The organism is Actinomadura sp. NPDC048955 (assembly GCF_040649435.1).
Taxonomy (GTDB): Bacteria; Actinomycetota; Actinomycetes; order Streptosporangiales; family Streptosporangiaceae; genus Spirillospora; species Spirillospora luteofluorescens.
The window spans coordinates 148,193-171,362 of the sequence record NZ_JBEZJI010000004.1 but is presented as its reverse complement, the minus strand read 5'-3'; the positions used below and the strand labels follow the sequence as shown (position 1 = coordinate 171,362).

The 23,170-nt window shown below is 71.7% G+C and carries 18 protein-coding genes; 9 read left to right on the top strand and 9 right to left on the bottom strand.

Going from position 1 to position 23,170, the window contains the following annotated elements; genetic code table 11:
- Window positions 1-82 precede the first annotated feature (82 nt).
- Entirely contained in the window at window positions 83-1,366 is a 1,284-nt protein-coding gene (locus AB0C84_RS06130) for a VWA domain-containing protein (protein WP_258945736.1), read from the top strand.
- Between the two features lie 2 nt (window positions 1,367-1,368).
- Window positions 1,369-2,175 carry a hypothetical protein gene (locus AB0C84_RS06125; RefSeq protein WP_361061612.1) on the top strand — a complete coding sequence of 269 codons (807 nt, stop codon included), beginning with the start codon at window positions 1,369-1,371 and terminating at the stop codon, window positions 2,173-2,175.
- 14 nt (window positions 2,176-2,189) lie between these two features.
- On the opposite strand, the gene AB0C84_RS06120 is transcribed toward AB0C84_RS06125, so the two are convergent.
- Window positions 2,190-2,948 (bottom strand): hypothetical protein, encoded by a 759-nt coding sequence (locus AB0C84_RS06120; RefSeq protein ID WP_361061609.1) that lies wholly within the window; start codon window positions 2,946-2,948, stop codon window positions 2,190-2,192.
- Between the two features lie 137 nt (window positions 2,949-3,085).
- Here AB0C84_RS06120 and AB0C84_RS06115 point away from each other — a divergent pair, with 137 nt between their 5' ends.
- The 4 genes from AB0C84_RS06115 (at window position 3,086) to AB0C84_RS06100 (ending at window position 5,942) form a co-directional block, all read left to right on the top strand.
- Window positions 3,086-4,033, top strand: coding sequence for an NADP-dependent oxidoreductase (locus AB0C84_RS06115; RefSeq protein ID WP_361061606.1), 948 nt, complete (start codon window positions 3,086-3,088; stop codon window positions 4,031-4,033).
- 17 nt (window positions 4,034-4,050) lie between these two features.
- Window positions 4,051-4,527 carry an ester cyclase gene (locus tag AB0C84_RS06110; protein ID WP_361061603.1) on the top strand — a complete coding sequence of 159 codons (477 nt, stop codon included), beginning with the start codon at window positions 4,051-4,053 and terminating at the stop codon, window positions 4,525-4,527.
- Window positions 4,524-5,216 (top strand): alpha/beta hydrolase family protein, encoded by a 693-nt coding sequence (locus AB0C84_RS06105; protein WP_361061601.1) that lies wholly within the window; start codon window positions 4,524-4,526, stop codon window positions 5,214-5,216. Before AB0C84_RS06110 ends, AB0C84_RS06105 begins: the two co-directional genes overlap by 4 nt.
- A gap of 87 nt (window positions 5,217-5,303) precedes the next feature.
- The gene (locus AB0C84_RS06100; protein ID WP_361061599.1) at window positions 5,304-5,942 is read left to right on the top strand and encodes a helix-turn-helix domain-containing protein; all 639 of its coding nucleotides are present in this window, start codon (window positions 5,304-5,306) and stop codon (window positions 5,940-5,942) included.
- An 88-nt stretch (window positions 5,943-6,030) separates the two neighbouring features.
- Here AB0C84_RS06100 and AB0C84_RS06095 read toward each other — a convergent pair whose 3' ends face one another.
- The 4 genes from AB0C84_RS06095 to blaOXA form a co-directional block, all read right to left on the bottom strand.
- Complete coding sequence (locus AB0C84_RS06095; RefSeq protein ID WP_361061597.1) at window positions 6,031-8,385, bottom strand: arylsulfatase; 2,355 nt, start codon at window positions 8,383-8,385, stop codon at window positions 6,031-6,033.
- 134 nt (window positions 8,386-8,519) lie between these two features.
- The gene (locus AB0C84_RS06090) at window positions 8,520-9,044 is read right to left on the bottom strand and encodes an isoprenylcysteine carboxylmethyltransferase family protein (protein WP_361061595.1); all 525 of its coding nucleotides are present in this window, start codon (window positions 9,042-9,044) and stop codon (window positions 8,520-8,522) included.
- 4 nt (window positions 9,045-9,048) lie between these two features.
- Window positions 9,049-10,110, bottom strand: coding sequence for a 3-oxoacyl-[acyl-carrier-protein] synthase III C-terminal domain-containing protein (locus AB0C84_RS06085; RefSeq protein WP_361061593.1), 1,062 nt, complete (start codon window positions 10,108-10,110; stop codon window positions 9,049-9,051).
- Window positions 10,111-10,212: 102 nt separating this feature from the next.
- A complete protein-coding gene (gene blaOXA, locus AB0C84_RS06080; protein ID WP_361061591.1) occupies window positions 10,213-11,103 on the bottom strand; it encodes a class D beta-lactamase in 891 nt (296 codons plus the stop codon).
- A gap of 252 nt (window positions 11,104-11,355) precedes the next feature.
- Here blaOXA and AB0C84_RS06075 point away from each other — a divergent pair, with 252 nt between their 5' ends.
- Both AB0C84_RS06075 and AB0C84_RS06070 read left to right on the top strand, forming a co-directional pair.
- Window positions 11,356-12,891 carry a serine/threonine-protein kinase gene (locus tag AB0C84_RS06075; protein ID WP_361061589.1) on the top strand — a complete coding sequence of 512 codons (1,536 nt, stop codon included), beginning with the start codon at window positions 11,356-11,358 and terminating at the stop codon, window positions 12,889-12,891.
- Between the two features lie 120 nt (window positions 12,892-13,011).
- Window positions 13,012-15,897 carry a hypothetical protein gene (locus tag AB0C84_RS06070; RefSeq protein WP_361061587.1) on the top strand — a complete coding sequence of 962 codons (2,886 nt, stop codon included), beginning with the start codon at window positions 13,012-13,014 and terminating at the stop codon, window positions 15,895-15,897.
- A 159-nt stretch (window positions 15,898-16,056) separates the two neighbouring features.
- Here AB0C84_RS06070 and AB0C84_RS06065 read toward each other — a convergent pair whose 3' ends face one another.
- From AB0C84_RS06065 to AB0C84_RS06055, 3 genes are all read right to left on the bottom strand, one after another.
- Window positions 16,057-17,361: a hypothetical protein gene (locus tag AB0C84_RS06065; protein ID WP_361061585.1), complete on the bottom strand. Its 1,305-nt coding sequence runs from the start codon at window positions 17,359-17,361 to the stop codon at window positions 16,057-16,059.
- Window positions 17,362-17,560: 199 nt separating this feature from the next.
- Complete coding sequence (locus tag AB0C84_RS06060) at window positions 17,561-19,780, bottom strand: DUF4132 domain-containing protein (RefSeq protein WP_361061583.1); 2,220 nt, start codon at window positions 19,778-19,780, stop codon at window positions 17,561-17,563.
- 50 nt (window positions 19,781-19,830) lie between these two features.
- Window positions 19,831-20,412: a TetR/AcrR family transcriptional regulator gene (locus AB0C84_RS06055; protein WP_361061581.1), complete on the bottom strand. Its 582-nt coding sequence runs from the start codon at window positions 20,410-20,412 to the stop codon at window positions 19,831-19,833.
- A gap of 264 nt (window positions 20,413-20,676) precedes the next feature.
- On the opposite strand from AB0C84_RS06055, the gene AB0C84_RS06050 reads away from it, so the two are divergent.
- A complete protein-coding gene (locus AB0C84_RS06050; protein ID WP_361061579.1) occupies window positions 20,677-21,015 on the top strand; it encodes a hypothetical protein in 339 nt (112 codons plus the stop codon).
- Here AB0C84_RS06050 and AB0C84_RS06045 read toward each other — a convergent pair.
- Window positions 21,002-23,170: a hypothetical protein gene (locus AB0C84_RS06045; RefSeq protein ID WP_361061577.1), complete on the bottom strand. Its 2,169-nt coding sequence runs from the start codon at window positions 23,168-23,170 to the stop codon at window positions 21,002-21,004. The two genes, AB0C84_RS06050 and AB0C84_RS06045, sit on opposite strands and share 14 nt — an antisense overlap.

Genomic DNA, 23,170 nt, shown 5'->3' with positions numbered 1-23,170 from the left:
CCTTCCGCACTGGGAAGGAGGACCCGGAGTGGTCTGGTCGATCTTGGTCTCGGGGGGCCTCGGGCGTCATTAGGATCCCCTGGTGCTCTCCAAACGATCTTTCGCGGGCGGCGGTCTGCTCGCCCTGCTCGCCCCCTCGGCACTGCTCGGCGCGCCCCCCGCCGCCGCCGACGACGGCGGTCCCGCGGAGCCTCCCAAGGTCGAACTGGTGCTCGACGTCAGCGGCTCCATGCGGGCCCGCGACATCGACGGGCGCAGCCGGATGGAGGTCGCCCAGCACTCCTTCGGCGCGGTGGTCGACTCCCTGCCCGCCGAGACGCAACTGGGCATCCGCGTGCTCGGGGCGCGGTACCGGTTCCCCGGCAGCAGCAAGGCCGTCGGATGCACCGACACCCAGCAGATCTCCCCGGTCGGCCCGGTGGACAAGGCGCGGGCGAAGGCGGCGATCGCGACGCTGCGCCCCACCGGCTGGACGCCGATCGGGCTCGCGCTCCGCGCGGCGACCCGGGACCTGGGCGCCGGGGAGACGACACGGCGGATCATCCTCATCACCGACGGCGAGGACACCTGCTCGCCCCCCGACCCCTGCGAGGTGGCCCGCCAGCTCGCGTCCCAGGGCACGCACCTGGTCGTGGACACCCTCGGGCTGACCCTCAACGACAAGGTCCGGCAGCAGCTCACCTGCATCGCCGCCGCGACCGGCGGGACCTACACCGCCGTCCAGCACGAGGAGGAGCTGACCGGGCGCCTCAACCAGCTCGTCCAGCGCGCCGGCAGCACCTACAAGAGGACTCCCGAGAAGGTCGCCGGGACCGCGGGGTGCGCCGACGCACCCACGCTCGCACCCGGCGTGTACACCGACCGGGAACGGTTCAGCGAGCACCGTTGGTACCGGGTGTCGGTGGCCCCCGGCCAGGAGCTGCGCGCCTCCGTCAGCGTGTCGCTCGACCGGACCCTGAACCCCGACCACGGGGTGCTGCTGCGCGCGGTGTCGGGGGCCGGGCAGGAACTCGTCCGCGGCACGGACGCGGGCAGCGGACGCACCGACGTGCGGTCCACCGGCCTGCGCTGGTCGGACCAGCGGACCGAGGCCTCCGCCTCGCCCTCGCCGGACGGCGGTTCCGGCGGCACGCCGGTCTGCCTGGTGGTGAGCAACTCCTTCTCCGCCCCGGCGTCGGTGCGGACGGCGCCCGGCATGCCGCTGGAGCTGACCGTCGACCTCGTGCCGTCCTCGGACGCGCCGGGCGAGCCGGACCTCGGCCGCGGCTGGCTGCTGCTGCTCGTGCTCGCCGGGACGGGCCTGGTCGCAGGCCTGGTCACCGGGTGGCTCGCCCGGTGGCGGGTGGCCGTCTGGAAGGAGAACTGACCATGCGCACCCCCCTCCTCCTCGCCTGCGCGGCCGCCGCCTGCGCCGTCCTGCCCGCGACCGCCCTGCCGGCCTCCGCGGACGCCTCCCCGAGCCCGCGGCCGACGGTCGGCACCGCGGGGACGTCCTTCCTGACCGCGACCACCGTGGAACCGGGGCAGCCGGTCCGCGTGCCCGCCTCGACCGGCGACTACCTGTACTGGTCGTTCGCCGCCGCGGCCGGGCAGACCGGGCGGATCGCGGTGACGGTGACGCTGCCTCCCGCGGCGAGCCGCCACGGCGCCGCGACGTACACCATCGACGTCTTCGACGGGCTGCGGCGCCGCCAGGCGTGTACGGCCGGTCCGCAGAACGCGACGGCGGCGGCCGGGGCCGCGAGCGTCAGGCTCCGCTGCACACTGCGGCAGGTCCGGGCGTGGGCCGAGCCGTGGGCCGACGACCCGCTGCCCGGCACCTACTACCTGCGGCTCGCGGCGAGCGGACTCCCCGAGCAGGACCTCGGCCTGCCGATCCGGGCCGACGTGCGGATCAGCGCCAAGGACGGGGACGCCCGGCCGGCGGGCGCGGAGCTGAAGGCGCCGCTGTCCCCGGCCGTCGACCCCGGAGCCACGCTCGCCCCGGGGACCGCGCCCTCGGCGAGCCCCGTGAACTCGGCGCCGAAACCGGCGGAGCGGGTCAGGGGCTGGTTCTCCTGGCCGTCGAGCCGGTGGTGGTGGACGATCGGCGGAGGCGTCCTCGCCGCCGTCACGGCCGTGGCGGGCTACAGCCTGACCCGGCATCCGCGCCGCTGGTTCTCCGCACCGCGCTGAACCGCTCCGGGCGGTCAGAGGCCGTCGATGCCGATCTCGTGCATCTTCCCGTCGGGGCCCAGACGGAAGCGCCGGGGCGGGCCCATCCTCGCGATCGCCTCGGCGTAGGCGGCTTCACGTTCGGCCTGCTCGCGTCCCGTCGGATCGGTCACCTTGAACCCGTACATGGGGATCTCTTCAGCGTTGAGGTCGGTGTCCTCCGGGAGGCCTTCGAGGACGAAACCGAACAGGAAGCGCAATGCGTCCTCGCCCATCTCCAGCGGATGGAACGGCAGCGCATACGGCTCCTCGTCGTCCCAGGCCGGATCCGGCTCCACGGCGCGTTCGCCGGCCCAGTACGGGCGCTCGAACTCCAGCGGCTCGCCGATGTTCTCCATGACGCCGCTGTCCGGGGAGAGGCTCAGCGAGCGCACCAGCGTCCCGTCCTCCCAGATCGCGAACGCGAGCCAGTCGACGACCGAGTGCATCCAGTGCAGGACGATCCGGCGCCCCTCCCCGAGCCGCCGCAGATGCTCGGGCAGTTCCGACGGACGGTCGAGCACGGGCCTGTGGTCGATGAGCAGATCCGTCCCGGGCAGTGCGAGGGCGTAGGTCACGTCGTCGGGCGGGTAGGTGCGATCGAGCGTGCCGTCAGCGATCCGCTCGATCGCGTGGCCCGGATGAATGCGCCGGACGAGGTTCTCGGCCTCAGCACGGCCTGAGGGCGGTGCCCCGGCCAGCGCCGACCGCACGTCGCCGTCCGTGAATGCCAGCAGCGCCGTCTTGGCTCCCATGCCGCTCCCCAGGTTCGCGTGTCCATTGCCCCCGATGAGCGAGAACTCTAGGGATCGGCGCTGACACTCCTCTCGGCATTTACATACATGGCGTATGTATGTACTCTCCTGTGTGATCTTTCCAGGGAGGGACGCTCATGCGGGCGGTACGGCAGACGGCATGGGGAGGCACCGAGACCATGGCGCTGGTCGAGGTGGCGAGACCGGCACCGGTCTTCGGTGAGGTGCTCGTGAGGGTGGTGGCGGCCGGGGTCAATCCGGTGGACGTCTACACCCGCCGCGGGCAGGCGTACAACCGGGTCCTCGACCTGCCGTTCATCAACGGCTGGGACGTCGCCGGTGAGGTGGTGGAGACCGGCTACGGCACGCCCCGGTTCCGGCCGGGCGACCGGGTGTTCGGCATGCCGTGGTTCCCCCGGGCGGCGGGCGGCTACGCCGAGTACGTCACCGCCCCCGCCCGCCATTTCGCCCGGATGCCGGACGGCCTGGACTTCACCGAGGCGGCGGCGCTGCCGCTGGCCGGGCTGACGGCGTGGCAGATGCTCGTCGAGGTCGCCGCCGTCGCGCCCGGACAGCGGGTCCTGGTCGCGGGCGCGGCCGGCGGCGTGGGGCACCTGGCGGTCCAGATCGCCAAGGCCCGCGGGGCGCACGTGACCGGCACCGCGAGCGCCGCCAAGCACGCCTTCGTCCGCGGGCTGGGCGCGGACGAGGTGGTCGACTACACCGCGGCCGAGGTGTCCGCCGCGGTGCGGGACGTGGACGTCGTCATCCAGATGTTCGGCGGCCGGGCCGGGCTCGACGCGCTGGAATGCCTGCGGCCCGGCGGTGTCCTGGTCAGCGGCCAGGCGGCCTGGACCCCAGGGCTGCACGAGCGTGCGGGCGAGCTCGGCGTGCGCGCCGTGGACTACCTCGTCGACCCCGACGGCGCGGGGCTCGGCGCGCTGGCCGGGCTCGTCGCCGCCGGACGGCTCAAGGTGCACGTCGACGCCGTGTTCCCGCTGGCGCAGGCGGCCGCGGCGCACGACCGCATCGACGGCGGCCGCACCACCGGCAAGATCGTGCTCGCCGTCGGCGAGCCCGCGTGAGACGGGGAGACACGGCAATGCCCGAGGAGCACATCGCGCCGACCGCGGTCGTACGGGCGTACGCGCGGGCCAAGAGCCGCGCCGACGTCCCGGCGGCGATGCGGTTCTGTCACCCGGACGTCGTCTTCGAGACGATCGCCTTCGGGGCGGTCGCGACCGGCTGGGACGAGGTCGCCCGGCAGAACACCGCGTTCCTGCGCACCTTCCCCGACTACGGCGTGGAGTTGGAGTACCTGGTCGAGGCCGGTGAGCTGGCCGTCGGCGCCGGGACGGTCCGGGCCACCATGGTGGAGAGGCTGGTGGGGATCGAACCCACGGGCAGGTCCTTCGCGCTGCCGTTCGCCTGCCACTGGACCGTGCGGGACGGGCTGATCGCGCATGAGCGGTTCTTCTTCGACTTCCATCAGATGTGCGAGCAGCTCGGACTGTCCACAGAGGCCGCGGCGGCGAAGTTCGCCGCCTGGCGCGAGCGTGCGGAAGAGGCGACGCGATGACGACGTACGTGCTGGTTCATGGTGCTTGGCACGGCGGCTGGTGCTGGCGTCACGTGGCGGCGCGGTTGCGGGCCGCGGGGCACGAGGTCCACACCCCGACGCTGACCGGCCTCGGTGAGCGCGCCCACCTGGCGGGGCCCGAGATCGGCCTGCGGACGCACATCGACGACCTTTCGGGCCTGCTGACGTACGAGGACCTCCGGGACGTCGTGCTCGTCGGGCACAGCTACGCCGGTCTCGTCGTGCGCGAGGCCGCCGACCGCATGCCGGAACGCGTCGCCCGCATCACCATGGTCGACGCCTGGGCGGGCCGCGACGGGGAGTCGCTGGACGACGTGGCCCCCGGATTCTTCCGCGACTGGATCGAATCGGTCACCGTCGACGGCCTCGTCCCGCCCGCCCCCGCGGCCACCGTCGGCGTGACGGAACCGGACCAGGTCGCATGGCTGGAATCCAAACTGACGCCCCATCCGCGGCGGACGTTCTCCCAGCCGACCCGGTTGTCCGGGGCCGTCGACGCGATCCCGTGCGGCGCGGTGCTCTGCACGCCCGGCGGGCCCATGCCGTTCGTCCGGCTCGCCGATGAGCACGGCTGGGCGGCCACGGTCCTGGACGCCGGCCACGACGCCATGGTCACCGCACCGCGCGAACTGGCGGACGTCCTCCTCCAGGACGCGTGCGACTCCTGACCCGGCTGGTCGGGCATGCCCGGCACGCCGACGTCCTCGGGTTCGTCTCCGTTCTTCTATTCTCGTCCGGGTCGGGAGGAGACGCGGGTGGCAGCGAACACGAGTGCGCGCCGGAGTCAGCAGGAACGCACCAGGGCGACGACGGGCGCCCTGGTCGCGGCGGCTCGCGAGCTCTTCGTCGATGACGGGTTCTCCGCCACCACCCTGGACGCGATCTGCGCCAAGGCCAGGGTGACGCGCGGCGCCTTCTACCACCACTTCAGCAACAAGGAGCACATCTTCCGCGAGGTCTACGCCGCCGAGCAGGAGAGGCTCGCCGCCGTCGTCCGGCAGGCGTTCCGGGCCGAGCGGGATCCGTGGGACGGCGTGTTCGCGGGCTGCCGCGCCCTGCTGGAGGCGTCGCTGGAGCCCGACGTCCGCCGGATCACCCTGCTTGAGGCGCCGGGGGCGCTCGGCTGGTCCGCCATGCGCGACGTCCAGGCGGGTTGCAAGGACCAGATGCGGCGCGGGCTGGCCATCGCCGTCGAGGCCGGGTGCATCTCCGAACGGCCGCTGGATCCCGCCACCTCGCTGCTGTACGGCGGGATCTGCGAAACAGCCCTGGACATCGCGCGCACCACGGACCAGCGTGCCGCGTTGGACGGTTCACTGGCGGAGCTCCGCCTGGTGCTCGCCGGCGTCTCCGGCCGTGCGACCGCCGGCTGCGCCCACACGGACCGTCCCTGAGCCCCTCTGGGCCTCTGACCCGGCGTCACGAGCGGCGACTGCCCGGAGTCCGCGCGGTGCGCGGCCGCTTGCGCGTTCGCCGAGGCGGTCAGTCGACCATGAGCCAGCCGCGCACTTCGGCCTCGTGGTCGATGAAGCGGTCGCCGGAGACGTCGATGACGACCTTGTCGATGACACCTCCGGTGAACCGGAACGGCGGCCGGTAGTCGGGGGTGACGGGCGAGCCGTCGGCACGGCCCACGCAAATCCCGTCTCCGACGGGACAGAAGTAGCTGGGCTGGGTGATGATGCGGGCGTCGGCCACCTGGCGCTCGTTGACGTACAGGGTGAGGAGGCCCGACATCCCGGGCATCTCGGGGTCGGTGCCACGTTCCTCGGCCTTGAACTCGGCCGTGAACGTGTGCCTGCCCCGCTGAAGGGACAGGTCGGCGGTGACGACCTGCAGGCGGCTGCCCACCCAGTTGTAGGCGTAGGTCAGGCGGCCGTCCTTGATGTACAGGCTGTGCCCGCCGGAGACGCCGCCATGGGCGAACAGGACGCCCTCGACGTCGTCCGAGTGGAGCTCGACCCCGGCGACGATGGTGTACGACCGGCCGTTCGTCATGACGCCGGACTGCTCGGGCACCGGCGCGCAGTCGGGGTAGTAGACGTAGCGGTCGCGGCGCGGTGTGCCCTGCGGCCGTTCGGCGAGGGTCTGCTCCAACGCGGTGCGGTCGTCGAGCGGAAGCCCGTTGTAGAGGCCGGCGTGGTAGTGCCACAGGCCCTTGAGCCGCTCCAGCCGCTCGGGCTCCCGGACGGCCAGGTTCGTGCTCTGGGCGCGGTCGCGGGTGAGGTCGTAGATCTCCCACTCGTCTTCCTCGAACCTGCCCCAGCCGCTCAGGGGCGGGTGGACGGTGCAGGCCAGCCACCCGTCATGGTAGATCGCGCGCTGCCCCAGCATCGCGTAGAACTGCGTGAGCTTCCCGGGCGCCGAGGGGTCGGTGACGGAGGCCGCGAAGCTCCGCCCCTCGATCGGGCTCTGCGGGCGTCCCCTCAGAACCTCCGGAGGCTCGACGCCCAGCAGGTCGTAGAGCGTCGGCGTGACGTCGACCGCGTGGACGTACTGGTGGCGCGCCTGGCCGCGGGCCTTGATCTTGGCGGGCCAGGCGACCAGGCACATGTCCGCGACGCCGCCCTCGTAGCCGGCCCAGCGCTTCCAGTACGGGAACGGGGTGTCGAACGCCCACGCCCACCCGGTGTTGTAGTGGTTGTAGGAGGTGGGGCCGCCGAGTTCGTCGATGTGCTCCAGGGACAGCTCGGCCGGGGTGGGCAGGCCGTTGAAGAACCGCCACTCGTTGAACGTCCCGTCCGGGCCGCCCTCGCCGCTGCCGCCGTTGTCGGAGACCGCCACGATGATCGTGTTGTCGAGCTCGCCGGAGGACTCCAGGAAGTCGATCACCCGGCCGAGCTGGTCGTCGGAGTAGGACACGTAGCCGGCGAAGACCTCGGCCATCCGGGCGAACAGCCGCCGCTCCCCCTCGCTCAGGGAGTCCCACGGACGGACCGTGTCGAGCTCCGGCCACGGCTGCCCCGCCGGGCCCGTCGCGTCCGGCTCGCCGTGCGGGTTGATCGGGGAGAGCTCGGTGTCCTCGGGCAGCAGGCCGATCTCCTTCTGACGGCGCAGGATCTCGGGCCGGATCGCCTCGTAACCCTCGTCGAAGACCCCCTTGTACCTGTCGGCCCACTCCGTGAAGACGTGGTGCGGCGCATGGGCCGCGTCCAGCGCCAGGTACATGAAGAACGGCTTGTCCGGCTGGACGGCCTTGGCGTCACGGATGAACTGAATGGCCTTGTCGGACAGGTCCTTGGCTATGTGGTAGCCCTCCTCGGGCGTCCCCGGCGTGGCGACCTGGTGGTTGTCGTGGACCAGGGTCGGATACCAGGAGCTCGATTCGCCGTTGAGGAAGCCGTAGAACCGCTCGAACCCGCACCCGAGCGGCCAGCGCCCCTTGTAGGCGGCCATGCTGGTCTCCCACCCGGGCGCCAGATGCCATTTGCCGACGCAGTAGGTGTTGTAGCCGCGCTCGGCCAGGACTTCGGAGATGAACCCGTTCCCCTCGGGGATGCGGGTGGAGATCCCGGGAAAACCGGCGCCGAACTCGGCGACCGTGGCCATTCCGTTCGACGTCGCGTTCCGGCCGTTCAGCAGCGAGGCCCTGCTCGGCGAGCACAGCGCGGTGGTGTGGAAGTTCGAGTAGCGCAGGCCCAGGTTCGCGATCCGGGTCATCGTCGGCGTCTTCACCGGGCCGCCGTAGCAGTCCATCGTCCCGTACCCGACGTCGTCCCACACGATCACCAGCACGTTCGGGGACCCCTTGGGCGCCCACGGCGACAGGAACGGTTCCCAGTCCGGCTCCGAATCACGGATGTCCAGAGCGATCCTGCCCTTGAAGCCCTTCGCCATGACGCCGCTCCCCCGCGTGCGCTTCCTCCGCTCACCGGTGCGCTGCCGCCGGATACGTTCCCTCCGTGGGCGGCGGTGGTACCCGCACCGCGTCAAGGCCTCGCGATGAAATGGTCACCTCGGGGCGGCGCGCCTCATGCGGGAGTGGTGCCCGCGGCGTGGTTCAGAGCGGTGTTCTCGGTCCTGATGCGGATTCTCAGGAGGCCCAGGTTCACGACGGTGAACAGCAGGGCGGTGATCCAGCAGGTGTGCACCAGCGGCAGGGCGACGCCCTCGACGACGACCGCGACGTAGTTGGGGTGGCGCAGCCGGCGGTAGGGGCCCCGGTCCACCAGCGGCAGGTGCGGGACGATGATGACGCGGGTGTTCCACCGTCTGCCGAGGGTGGCGATGCACCACCAGCGCAGCCCCTGGGCCAGGACGGCGAGGGCCAGCATCGACCAGCCCAGGATCGGGACGAACGGGCGGTCGAGCAGCCGCGCTTCGAGCAGCGCGCCGCCGAGGAGGCCGACCTGGGCGGCGACGATCCCCGGGTAGTGCCCGCGGCCGTACTCCACACCGCCCCTGCTCCTCGCCCAGGCCTGGTTCCGGCGCGCCACGATCAGCTCGGCGATCCGCTCGGCCCCGACGAGCGCGATGAGCAGCGTGAACCCGATCACGGGTTCACCAGCGCAGCAGGAGCAGTTCGGCGGAGAACCCGGGGCCCAGCGCCATCAGCAGCCCGGGTTCGCCCTCCGGCGGACGGCGCCGTTGGATCGTCTCCTGCAGCACGTTGAGCACCGAGACCGAGGACAGGTTGCCGACCCTCCGCAGCGATTCCCAGGTCAGGTCGAGTTCGCCGTTCCCGAGGGCGAAGGCCTCGGCGATCGTCTCGATCACCTTCGGCCCCCCGGGATGGCAGACCCACGAGGTCACCTCGCCGGGAGACAGACCGTGCTCACCGAGGAAGGCGGTGACGTCGCCGGCCAGCGTCGCCTCGACGTGGTCGACCAGGTCGGCGGCCAGGACGATCCGGAAGCCGTGCTCGCCGACGTCCCATCCCATGAGCCGCTGGGTGCCGGGATAGAGCTTGCTGCGGGTCGCGACGACCTGCGGCCCCCAGCGGACCGGCAGCCCCGGACCGGTCTCGCGGTCACCCCCGACCGCCACGGCGGCCGCGGCGCCGTCCCCGAACAGGCCGCTGGCCACCAGGTTGGCCAGCGAGCCGTCGTCGCGCTGCGCCGTCAGCGAGCACAACTCGACGCAGACCAGCACCGCCACCTGGTCGGGCCACGCGCGCAGGTAGTCGTACAGCCGGGACAGTCCCACGGCGCCGGCCGCGCATCCCAGCCCGAAGATCGGTACCCGCTTGACGTCGTCCCGCAGGCCCAGGCGCTGGGCCAGCGACGCGTCCAGCGAGGGGGTGGCGACCCCGGTCGAGGAGCAGAAGACCAGCTGGTCGACCTGCGACGCGTCGACCCCCGACGCCTCCAGCGCGCCCCGGGCGGCCCGCTCCCCGAGGGCCAGCGCGGTATCGGCGTAGACGCCGTTCGCCGTGGTGAAACCGTCGAGGTTCGCGTACTTCTCGATCGGCAGGGCCAGGTACCGGCCCATCACCCGGGTGGCGGAGTGGAAACGCTCCACCACCCGCCGATCGGCCGCGGTCGCCTCGACGACCGCCTCGGTGATCTCACGCTGGTCGTAGTGATGTTCCGGCAGGACGGTCTGAACAGCCCCTACACGCACAGCTCCCCCTAAGGCCACCCTCCCGCCCCTTACCCATCGGTGCGGCTTGTACCAGCCGGACGGGTTCGATGGGGCGATCAGGTGGCCCGTGAAAGGGGATGCTCACGCAGCGGGCAGCACGTTCAGCCGCTGCAGCAACTCACGCGAGACCGTGGCGCGCTTGGCGGCGTCGCCGTCCTTCACGACGTCGAGGTTCAGCGCGAAGGTGTAGCCGCGGCCGTCGCGCTCGACCCACCCGGCCCACCAGCCGGTGCCGGGGCCGGGGGCGTTCTGCCAGCCCGACTTCGCGTACAGCTTGTACCCGTCCTTCTCCTCCTGCTTGATCAGGTCGCGGACGGTGCGCTGGTGCTCGCGCGAGGCGGGCAGGCGTTGGGCCGCCAGCCGCTCCATGAACCGGGTCTGCTCCACCGCCGAGATCTCCAGCGGGCCGTCCAGCCAGAACCGGTCCACCTTCGTCCCGGTCTGGCGGTTGCCGTAGCCGAACCGGTGCAGCCACTGCCGTTCGCGCTTCAGGCCGATACGGCGGGCGATCACCTGGAACGCCGCGGCGTTGGAGATGCGGATGGCCTCCCGCATCGTCATGTCCTGCTCCCATTCGGGGAACGGCTGCGGCGTCCCGTCCCAGGGGATCACCTCGTCGGGGCTCTTGACCACCCCGGTCTCCAGGGCGACCAACGCATGCGGGACCTTGAAGGAGGAGGCGGGCACCAGCCGGGTCTCGGCGCGCCGCCGGTCCACCACGGTCGTGTTCCGGGTCTTCACGTCCAGCAGCGCGAACGAGCCGCGCACGCCCGCCGCGTCGAAGACGGCCAGCAGATCGTCGCGTTCGGTGACGCCGGGCCGGATCTGATCGGTCGCGGCGACGGCGGTGGCGCCGCGCGGCGCGGAGTCCTGGGCGGCGGCGCCGCACGCGGCGGTGCCGAAGAGGGTGAGCGCGGCGAGTGCGGTGGCACCCAGCCGGACGCGTGTAGTTCGGGAAGAGGGCTTGATCATGCGGTCACTCGATCATCGCGCGACCCCTCTTGTCCAATATGGATATCAATCACCGATCAGGATTGAAATACATATCATTACCGGTCAGAGCCGCGATCTCCCGATTTCAGGGAGGATCTCGTCGGCAATGTTCGGACATCCCATGAGAGGGGCCGGCTCGCCGGCCGGCCTCGTGCGGTCACGCAGACACAGTTGTCTGCCAGTTGGCCGGAACACCTTCTTCCGGCCGTTTCACACCGATAGGTTCTGATCATGGGCTGGGACGGTGACGGGGTGCTGGCGGGCCGGTACCGGAACCTCGGCCGGATCGGCCAGGGCGGCATGGGTTCGGTGTGGCGCGCCCATGACATCGACCTCGACCGCGAGGTCGCCGTCAAGGAGCTCCGGGTGCCCGAACAGGCCACCGACCAGGAGCGGCGCGTCTGGTACGCCCGGATGGAGCGCGAGGCCCGCGCCGCCGCGCGCCTGAGGCACACCGGGATCGTCACCGTCTACGACCGGGTGACGGGCGACGACGGCCGTCCCTGGATCGTCATGGAGCTGGTCCGCGGGCGCTCCCTCGAACAGCTGCTGGCCGAGTGGCCGGCGCTTCCCCCGGGCCAGGTCGCCGCGATCGGGCTCGCGATGCTGGACGCCCTTTCGGCCGCTCACGCGCAGGGCGTCGTCCACCGCGACGTCAAGCCCGCCAACGTGCTCCTCGAAGGCGACCGGGTCCTGCTCACCGACTTCGGCATCGCCGCGCTGGAGGGCGACGTCACCATCACCCGGTCGGGGATGGTGCTGGGCACGCCCGCCTACATGTCCCCCGAACAGGTGGAGGGCAAGGCCGTCACCCCGGCCTCTGACCTGTGGTCCCTGGCCGCCACCCTGTACGCGGCGGTCGAGGGGCGCCGTCCCTTCGACGGGCCCAGCCATGGAGCCGTCTTCGTCGCGATCGCCACCCGGCAGCCGCCACCGCCGCGGTGCGGTGGGCCGCTGGCGCGGGTCCTGAACGGACTGCTCCGCAAGGAACCGGACGACCGCCTCTCACCCGCCCAGGTCCGCGACCTGCTCAACGCCGCCCTGAACCCCACCGCCGGGACCGCGGCCGACGTCGGACCGCCCATCCCCCACCGGCCGCCGCCCCGCACCGCGCTCCTCCACCCGCCCCCCGCGGACATCCCACTCCGGCGCTACCGAAAAGCCCTCGTCAGAGCCGCCCTGGTGTGCACCGCCCTCGCCATCCTGGCCTTCCTGGCCGGCCCGTGGAGGGCGGTCGTCGACGAAGCCCTCGACAGGCGCTGGGACGTAACGATCATTCTGCTGCTGCCCGTCGTCGTGGCGTTCATCGTCATGTGCGGGCTGTGGTTCCTGCCGCACAGGCCGACGCTCGTCCTCACCCTCGTGTTCGCGATCCTCGTCGGCCTTCACTGGGAACCCCTCCTTGTGTACATGCACCACAAGGGCGGGATTCCGATCATCGAGCCCACCACCTGGTTCGAGATCTCCTGGGTGCTGAGCACGCTCGCGTTCATGTTCGCCTTCACCGCGGTGAACCCGTCACTCGCCGGACGGGCGACGGACCCGCCCGCCCGCGCCGCCCTCCTCACGGTGGCCGTGCTCACCGAAGGTCTGATGGCCCTGCTCTGGATCGTGCCCGTCTATGAGGCGGCAGGGTCGGGCCTGGACATGGACTCGGACCACGACCTGCGCCTCTACCCCCCTCTCATGCTCCTGGGCCTGATCTGGCTCGGCGTCCAGCCGTTCATCTGGTCGAGCAAGGTCAGAGCCGAGTTCTCCCGCCACTGACCGATCCGGGCCGTGCTCGTGGCCCGTGCTGCGGAACCGATCATGGAGGCGGACCGTCGCAGGGTTTCGCGGTCGTTCAGAGGACCAGGGACGAAGGACGAGATGACTCAGTTTCCGCAAGTGCCGGCACCGGCGGACCTCGCCGCCGCCGGGCCCAAGGGCGCCAAGAAGATGCTGACCAAGGCCGCGGACCCGCTGCCCGCCGCCGAACTGGCGCCGTTCTTCGAGCAGGCCTGCCGGGAACTGGTGCGGGCGGGCGAGAGCGAGCTCGCGTTCTGGGCGTTCGGGCAGGCGCGCAAGGTCGAGAAGGACCATCCCGCGCTGCTCGACCTCGACCGGGTCCAGGACGTCTTCCTCGAACTCGTGCCCGCGGGCGGCGTCGGACCGGCCGCGCTGCGCGACTACGCCAAGACGCTCGCCGCGGAGCTCCCGGCGGAGGAGGCGCACGCCCGCTTCCGCGCGGTGATCTGCGCGGGGTTCGACGCCGGGCTCATCCCGTACGCCCGGATCTTTCCCGACCTGCGCACGCTGGCCCGCGCCGCGAAGATCAAGAAGCGGGACGAGGAGGAGTTCCTGGCGGAGCGGCTGCTGCGCGCCGGGCTCATGCCCGTCGCGTCCCACCAGATCTGGGCGGCCGCCCGGGATCCGCTCGCCGCGGTGGCCCGACGCGACGACGCCCTGATGGAGCGGCTGATCGCCGCCGAACCCGACTCCGCCCACCACGACGAGGAGAGCGGCGAGGAGGTCGCCGAGGAGATCCGGCAGATGTGGCTGGAGTGCCTGGCCGCGAGCGGCGCGGGGGCGCACCTGTCGGCCCACTGGTTCGGCCACGACGGACGAGGGTGCGCGGCCGCCGTCCTGCTGGAGCTCGTCGACCAGGCGGGGGAGCGCCTCTTCCCGGACGCCGAGGTGGTGTACGGCGACGAGACCGACCCCACGCTTCCGCCTCGCGACTACCGGAACATCCTTCCCCAGAACGAGATGGGCACCGACGCGCCCCGCTGGTGGGGTTCGAACTTCGACGCGGGCCGGCAGGCCGCGGACGTGGCGTCCGGGCCGGAAGGACGCGACCGCTTCGCCGCCCTGCTCGACGCGTTCGTCCGCGACATGGGGTACTACGGCAACGTCGACTACCCGGCCACGGTGAGAGCGCTCTGGGGCCTGCCGGAGACCCGGGAGGTGCTGAGCGAAGCCGTCGAGGGCTGGAAGGCCGACGCGGGCCGCCCGGACCTGCCCTTCCTCCACACCGCGCTGCAACGGCTGGTGCGGCTCACCGGCCGCAGCGGAGGTCTCCTCGACCTGGAGCCCGGCGTCGCCGAGGGGCTCGACCCCGCCGACCCCGTGGACGCCCTGCTGGCGGCTCTGCGCGGCGGCATTCCCGCCGAACTGGGCGTGCCCGGTGACGGGACGCCGTCGAAGTCACCGAAAGCGGGCCGGACGATCATCCAGCACCTCGGATACCTCACCGTCACCGAACGGTCCTGGCACGCCTACGCGTCCGTCAGCGGCGACGACTCCCTGGGGGTGAGGCTTCCCCAACTGCCCGACGGGATGCTGCCCTGGTACGACGGCGAGACCGCCGTCCTGTCACGGGTGAAGGACGGCGTCTGGCAGTCCTTCCGGGTCGAGGGGCAGACGGGCCAGACCGTCGCGCTGACCCTGGACCCCGACACCGCCACCGCACGCCCCCAGGCGCCGGGGACCGCCGAGGTGACGTTCCCGGGCGCCGCCGGGCCGAGCGAGGTCCGGTCGAGCCGCGGCGCGATCACGGTCACCGCCTCCGACGGGACCCGGACGGCCCGGCTGCCCTTCTCGCCCGTCATGAGCACCAAGGGCGGGCTCGTGCCGCCGCCCGGCTGGTGGCCGCGGCGGGACCCGGCGGACCCGGCCGGGTCGGCGGCGCTGCGGCGGCTCGGCCGCGAGGGGGCGGCGCGCCTGCTGGAGGCGGCGCTGGCCGGACCGCGCGCGGCCGCCGGCGCGCTGGAGGCCGTGCTGCCCGAGGTGACCGCGCCGCCCCTGCGCGACGGCGTCCTCGCGGCGGCCCGCACCGCGGCCGAGTGCCTCCTTCTGGCCGTCGAGGTGCGGGACCGGATCGGCCGTCCCCAGCCTCCGGCGCTGCCCGCGCTGGTCTCACCGGCCGCCGGCCTCCCCTTCGAGCGCACCGCGGCGCAGACGAGATGGCTCGTGCGCCAGCGGCTCATCGCCCGCGCGCTGGAGTCGGCGACGAACGACGAGCCCGAGGCCGGCAAGCCCTACCTCGTCCGGACGGTCTCCCTGCCGCCCCGCGCCTACGTGGGCGTCGAGCCGGACACCCTGGCGGGCTACGCGCTCCCGGCCGTCCTGCCGTGGACTCCTGACTCGCAGCGCGAACGCATCCTCGACGTCCTGCGCCTCTGGGCCAACGCTCCGATCGGCGACGGCACGGACTCCTGCCGGCTGCTGCGCCTCACTCCGGCGGGCGCCGAGGGGCAGACCCGCGCCGAACACCAGATGGTCGACAGGCGGCTGGAGAAGGAGGCGCCCGGGGAGCTCTGGCGCACCCCCGGCGGCGCCCTGCTGATCTTGGACTACCAGCGGCGCGACCGGACCGCGACGGCCGTGGAGTACGCGCCCGGAGGCGAGTTCGACCAGGACGGGCCGCCCGGCTGGCAGGCGGCCCGGGCCCCGGTTCCCTGCTGGGGCGACGCCGACCGCGTCGTCCGGCTCATCCGGTTGCTGGCCGATCGCGGCCCCGCGCCCATCGATGCCGCCGCCACCGTCCGCGATCTGGCGGAACGTGCGGGATTCGGGTTGGCGGACGCCGTCGAGGTCTGCCGGTTCCCCGCCGGCATCCTGGACGAAGACGTCTCCGCCACCGGCGCCACGCTCCCCTACCCCATGCGGGACGCGGTACGGGAACGCCTGCTGCCCGACGACCCGGCCGACCTCTGGACCACGGGCCTCGACGTGGACGCGGCAGCCGACTGGTGGCGCACCCACGGCGAAGCCCAGCCCGCAAAGCCGTGACCTAGGGCCTGTCTCGAAGTGGCCCCGCCCACGCGCGCGAACGCGTGACCTGCCCGGTGCCGCGAAGCCAGAGGCGAGCGAAGTGGGCCGGGACTGAAACAGGCCAGCGGCCCGCACGCGATGTGCGTGCGGGCCGCTCCTGTCAGTCGTTCCGACCCGTCACGCCCGCGTACTGACGAAGGCGTCACCGGAGCCGTTGGTGTCGTTGGCCACGAGGTTGGACGCGGCCGACCCGAACAGCACGGTGCGCCCGTCACCGCTGATCCCCATGGCCTCGCTGCGGCCGTCGCCCTGCTCGCCCGCGGCGCTCACGGACACCCGCGTCGTCGCCTGGGTCAGCAGGTCCGTGACGAGGACATCGATCTTTTCGTTCGTGTCCTCATCCGGGGTCAGGTTCGTGGCGCGCGACTCGTACGTGACGAAGCGTCCGTTCGCGCTCATCGAGGGCCACGCGCTGTCACCGTTGCCCGGAGTGCCTCCAGTGCCGACGCTGACCTGCCGGGTCGTGCCGCTCTGCAGGTCCCGGCGGTACACGTGGGAGGTCCCGTCGTCGGATCCGCCGCCGAAGGCGACGTAGCGGCCGTCCGCACTGATCGAGGGTGAACCGCTGCCCAGCGTGAACTGCTCGCCCGGCACGGTGAGGCTCGCCCGCGTGGTCGTCATGGCCGTCCGGTCCCGGACGAACACGTCATACGTGTCGTTGGTGTCGTCCGGGACGGCGTTCGAGGCCTTCGACGTGAACGCGACGTAGCGGCCGTCCGCGCTGATCGACGGCTCGCTGCTGGACTCCCAGAGCGGTTCGCCGGCGGTGCTCAGGCTGACCGCTTCGGTGGTTCCCGCCGCCACATCCCGGAGGTAGACGTTGTGGTAGCCGTTGTCGACCCCGGGCACGAGGTTCACCGAACTGGAACTGAAGGCGACATAGCGACCGTCGGCGCTCACCGACGGCGAGTACGCCGCGGAATTTCCCTGGTCCTCGTCGCTGTCGACGTGCAGATTGGTCACGGCACCGGTCCACCGGTCCTTCAGGAAGACGTCGTACGTCCCGTTGGCGTCGCCCGCCACCAGATTGGAGGCCTGCGAGGTGAACGCGACGTAGCGGCCGTCCGCGCTGATCGAGGGGTCGGAGCTTTTCCCGTTCCCCTCCGCGCCCGTGCCGGAGACGCTCAGCCTCTCCGTCCTGCGCGTCCAGCGGTCGCGCATGAAGACGTCCGGTACGCCGTTGGTGTCGCCGGGCACGAGGTCGGTGGCCGCGGAAGTGAACACGATGTAGCGGCCATTGCCGCTCACCGCGCCGCCCCACCGGGACCAGTCCGAGTCCAGCCCGCTGTCGGCGTTCCCCTCCGCGCCGGCGCTGCTGACACTGACCCGGCTGAGCGAGAGGACGGGGTCCGCTGCCACTCCCGACTCAGCGCCGGCGGCCTGAGCCAGCGCGATCTGCATCGTTACAGCAATGGCCGCCATGGGTAGAACAATGTGTGCGCCGAGCCCGCGTCGCGGCATGCATCCATCTCCTCACAGTGCGTGTGATCATGCATTGACAACTGCTTGACGCATGTGCGGGGCGAACGGATTACAGCACCGCTGGAAAAGCCATTCGCCGGGTTCGGTAAGTGCGCGAGAACCGTTTCGCGGAGGGTCTTCTATTTGTCAGGGCGCCGGTTCACTCGGTGAGGCGGTGCAGGTCGGCGATGACCTCGGAGGCGGCGACGGGGTCGAGTTCGCCGAAGGCGAGCGGACTGCCGGAGTGGCGGCCCGTCATGAGCATGACGCGGCCGATGTGCTGCTCGGCATGCTCCTCGGGGTCGAAGACGCGGATGCCGGGCTCGAAGGTGACCATCACGTGCCGGTCGTCCGGGGTCATGCGCATGACCTGCCGGCGGAAGCCGCCGGTCTCCTTCTCGCCGATCTCCCAGCCGCGCGACGTCATGCCGAGGATCCTGCCGAAGTGGACGGTGCCGCCCTCGAAGCGCCGCAGGCGGTCGCCGCCCCGTTCGTCCTCCCGGAGGGTGTGGACGGGACGCCCGAGCTGCGGGAACGGCTGCAGGATCTCGTAGTCGGCGAGGATCGCGGCCCAGGCTCGGACGGCGGCCTCGCCGAGGACGAGCGGGTGCGGCAGCGCGACCTCGACGTCGCCGGGAAGCGTGAAGGCGTCCTCGTGGACGTCGGCGAGGGTCCCGTCCTCGGCCACCCGGAACGTGTCCGCGCCGGCCGACCACACCAGGCGGCGGGCGAGGTGGCGCATGAGCGGATGCTCGACGAACAGGGAGGCGAACTCCCCGGCCGTCCAGGTGCGCCCGGCCGCCATCGCCGCCTCCAGGCGCTTGATCTGGTCCGCGGCGACCGTGCGGACCTCCTTCTTGAGGCCGGTGAAGCGTGCGTGGGCCGCGGGGGCGAGGGTGGCGTCGTCCTTGACGCCCGGTTTCGGCAGCGTCTTGCGGGGCCTGCCGCTCTCGTCGGCGACGAAGGGCCTGAGCTCCTCGTCGAAGCCCACCACGAAGCGGCGCGGCCCGTAGTCGAGCGTCAGGGAGCCGTCGGCGTCCAGGCCCAGATCGGGGACGAGCCGGTCGGCGAGCTGCTCCTGGGTGAGCCCGCGCTGTTCGGCGGCGTACTTCAGCAGCTCCCGCGCGGACCGCCCGATCCACTTCTGGTCCTCGGCCTTGTTCGCGAGCCGGTCGAGATGGCGGAGCGCCGGGTCGGTGCCGAGCCGGCGGAACAGGTTGAGCGCGGACTGCCCGCCCGCCTCCCACACGTAGGCCCTGGACCACCGTGCGACGATCGGCGCGAGCCGGTCGGCGGTCCCTTCGTCGCCGAACTCGGCCAGGGCGTACTGCACACCGGGCGACGCCCACAGTCGGGGATGGCGGTCGGCCTCGTAGAGGGCCCAGGCGAACTCGGCGAGCGACTCCGGGTCGAGAGGGGCGACGACCAAGGGCACGCCGGGATACGGCTTGTGCTTCTCCGAGATGGACAGCATCGTCAGCAGATGCCGGGTCGCGGCCAAGGGGAGCGCCTGCCGGCGCTGGCGGAGCAGGAGCCGCGGCAGCTTCTCGGGGTCCCAGCCCTCCGGGAGGTCGGGCAGCGGATCGGGGTACACGTCGAGCGGGTCGGTGCGCAGCCGCGAGACCGCCTGCACCGCCTCGTCCCCGTAGTACCTGGCGGCCTCCACGAGGACGTCGTGGCCGTGCCGTTCCGCGACCCAGCGCAGCGCCGCCTCGGCGCGATCCCGCTTGGGGCCCGGCTTGCGCAACGCGTCCGGGATCGTCAGCCGGACGGCCTCCACCCCGTGCACCTCGTACCAGGCCTCCTGCGCATGGTTGCGCCCTTCGTCACCGAAGTCCTTGATCATGCCTTGGGCGACGGCGTGGTCCAGGAAGGGTTCGAGGGCGTAGACGCTCCATTTCTTCTTTTTCAGCTGGTGCATCACCAGCGGGTAAGCGGCCATCTCATAGCGCGCCACCGCGCCCCTGTCGGCACTGACGTTCGAGAAGTCGGCGAAGGCGTCCCAGTAGCGTTCGTCCGCGAGCAGTTTCTCGCCGAGTTCGCGGGGAGCCTGCATGACGAGCCCTATGTAGAGGCGCTCGAACCGCGACTTGGACTGCCACTCGCGCGGCTTCCACAGTTGAAGAGCGTCGCCGCTGGCGAAGAACGCGGCGAGTTCGTCCCAGTCGGTGTCCTCTGGCATGCGCGCCTGCCCGTACTTGTACGGGGCCTCCAGCCACTCCTCCCGCCGGCCGGGCGCCCAGCGGACGAGGGTCGGCTCTTTCGGCGGCTTCAGCTTGAGGACGACCGGTTCCCTCGTCCCGCCGGCCCAGGGCGGCTGGACGAGCAGGGCGGGCAGAGCGGCGGCGGGGGCGTCCTCGACGTGTGGATCTCGGCTCATCGTCGTGATTATTCCGGCCGGCGGGCGTCCCGGATCACCGTTTCCGGGGCTCAGCGGGCGCTGCGCTCCAGCATGTCGTGCATGTAGGCGCGGAAGCGGCGAAGGGTCGGCGGGTGGTCCGCGAAGCGCCGCTCGCCGTCCGTGTCGACGATGCCCACGTGGATGAACCCGTTCACGATCCAGATGATGTTCCAGAGGCCGAGTTCGAGGTCGTAGTCGGCGCGCACCGCGCCCCTGAACATCTCGACCACGGCGGCGATCAGCGGGCGGTACAGGCTCTCGACGTCCTGCACGTCGGCCGCGTCCCGGAGCCAGCGGTGCACCCACAGGGCCCGCATCTCCGGATGGGCCACCGAGTAGTCCAGGTACCGGTCGACCAGCGTGTGCAGGCCGGGCAGGTCGGGCGGGACGCGTTCCATCACGGCCCTCATGTGGGCGGCCTCGGCGTTGTAGTACCGGTTCATCACCTCCAGGTAGATCTGCCGCTTGTCCCCCACGAGGCGGCTGATCTCCGGCGGGCTCATCCCGGCGACCTCCCCGATCATCTGCAAGGTGGTCCCGTCGTATCCGAGTTGCACGAAGAGCCTGCCCGCCGCCTCGACGACCAGTTCGCGTTCCTCCTGGGCAGCCACAGTCCCTCCCTTCGACGCCCCCACATTCCGGTCGCACCTGCACAGATACCCACCGTCCGACCAGTGACGCGGTCCGTCCTGTGACGCCGGGACGCGCCGAGAGCCTCGACAGAGATCATTTACGGCCCAGGGCCCTCACCCCGTCACGCTCCGTGATTGTTCTGTCACCTCGGCGCGAGCGCAGGCGTGCCAGCAGGGCGATCGTCGCTCAGCGGCCTGGTCCGTACCGTTGGGCTCCCCCCGTCACTTCCCCCCGGAGGACTCATGAGGATGCCCTTACGCGCCGCGCTGACCATCGCGGGCGCCGTTCTGGTGTCGGCCGCTCCCGCTCTCACTTCCGCGTCGGCGTCGGCCGTCGGTGCGCGGGCCACGGGGACCTTCTTCTACCACTCGCCCGACTCGGGGGACGTGGAGATCGAGGACCCAGACAACGGCGAGTGCCGGCTGCTGTTGCAGGGCGCCACCAGCGCTGCCAACCGCACCGACGCCCGCGCCACCCTCTTCCTTGACCGGCTCTGCGAAGAACCGGCCGGCCTCACCCTCAATCCCGGCGAGGCCAGGACCTTCACGAGTCCTCTCCCGCACAGCGTCATGTTCGGGTGACCTGGTCCGCGTGGCCGTCACCGGTGCAGCGCCGGCATCGCGGGTCCTTCAGTGCCCTCGCTTCGCTGCATTCGCCGCAGTGCGGGCAGTAGGCCACCGCGCCTCTGACCCAGCACTGAGCACTGAGGGCCTCGCTGCCGAATCTGTGGTCCATGGTGTCCCCGTCGGTTTCGACGGGGGCACCCTCGTCTCGGCCGTTACCGTTCAGCACCGGATAGCCGCGATCGCACGAACCGCACCGCCTCAGTTCCCAGCTTGCTCTGCAGACGTCGCATGAGCCGCGGAACGTGGCTTTGTCCCACACCTGAAAGGTTCGGGAGGGATCGCTTGAGGCGTTCCGGCAGAGGGGGCATCGGGCGAGTTCCGCCAGGCTCTCCGCAGCGGCCTTCACCTCGGCCTGCAACCGGTCGACCAGCTCGGCGTTGTCACCGCGCTGCATGAACTGGGCGGAGCGATGGCCGAGGGTCCCGATCCGGCGTCGCACCGCGGCGAGTTCATGGGATGCGGGCGGCCTCACGACGGAGAGGCCGTTCGCGCTCCTGACGATCCAGTCCGTCCCCTCCGCGATGGCGTTCGCATAGCGGGCCGGGCAGTCGATGCGCGCCGGGTATCGCGCGAACAGGTGCTGGGCGAGGGCCCAGCGGAGACTGCGCGCCAGCCGCGTCACGCTGTCGATCTCCAACGGTGACACGGGAAGGAGCGGCAGTGCTCGGCCGCCGCCGGACGGAGCGGGCGCCTCGCAGCCCTGGAACGTCCTGAGCCGAACGTGGAGTGGCAGCTTCTGCCGCGTCTCGCGCTGCCCGGGGTAGACGATCAGCGTGCGCGGCTCCGTCGTGGCCGCGGAGGCGATCGCCTCGATCTCCTGGGACACCCGGCCCGGCTGCTCCGAAGCGACGAGCGCGTGCGCGACCGGAACGACGCGCAATACGGGCTCGCCTCCGCAGCGCAGCACGAATGTTCCTGCCTGCTCCCAGCGAAGGCCCACGGGCTCCGGGTACCAGCCGCCACATGAAACCTCTCCGCCGGGCCCGAACGAGCCTTCCGGAACCAGGTCCAACTGCGCCAGCGCATGCGTGAGGAGGAGGCCGGTGTACAGCGTGAACGATTCGCACCACTCCTGGATCCGGTCGTTGGTCGTCCCGGACGGACCGTTCCCGCTCTTCGCGGCGACCCACGCCCGCCAGAGTTCGGCGGCTCGCCTGTACCTGTCGTCGTTCGTGAAGACGTTGGTGGTGCGCAGGACGGTGCCGACATCGGCGTGACGGTGGACTCCCGGCAGGATCGTCGGCCCGCGAAGTTCGACCAGCGCGTTGCGCAGCCGCTCCAAGTCCTCCCGCAACTGCTTGGCCCTCGTACGCCGGGTGCTGCTCTCGACGAGGCCTTCGATGAGGAGGAACATGTACTGGCTCACCCGCCATGGGCGTCCGCTCGCGTCCTCCGCGTAGGTGCTCACGTCGTCGAGCATGGCCTCGATCCGTTCGACCTCGGCCAACCGTCCCTGCACGTGGTCCCAGAGATGGTCGACGAGCCTGGCGAGCACCCGGTTCTCGTAGAAGTCCAGATCGGTCTCGCGCGCAGGGTCGAGGAGGCGTCCCGGGCGAATGCCGTCGGGACGCAGCGCCGCCCAGTCCTCGCTGCGGGCGGTGAGGCGGGTGATGGCGGCGGGAGTGACGCGCCGTACCTGCGACGCCGGCACCAGCCGGTTCACCGCCCGCAGTCGGGCCACGGGCAGATGGCAGGCCGCGCGCAGATGCGGGAGGCAGCGCTCGATCGCCTCGTCGATGTCGCGGGGGCGCAGGCGCTCGTCCATGTCGGCCCCGCCCATCAGCGGGGTCTCCGACAGCCACTCCTCCGCGGTGACGTCCCCCGCGACCAGCGAGTCGAGCCTTCTGCCGATGGCCGTGACGATGTACGTCGTGATGTCGTCGGGCATGGCGTGATGCCCGAAGTCGCCCTCGTCACGGTGATGCCGGGTCTCGTCCCACAGCGTCCACGTCCCGTCCGCGGCGAGGTACCGGCCGGGGCGCAGGGCCGTCGCGTTCAGGAAAAGGGAGCGGCCGCCGGGCGCGAAGAACAGCCTGCCGAGGGGCATGCGCCCACCTGGCGGCCGCTCCACCTCGCGCCCCAGCAGCCGGTCCCAGATCCGCACCGGCAT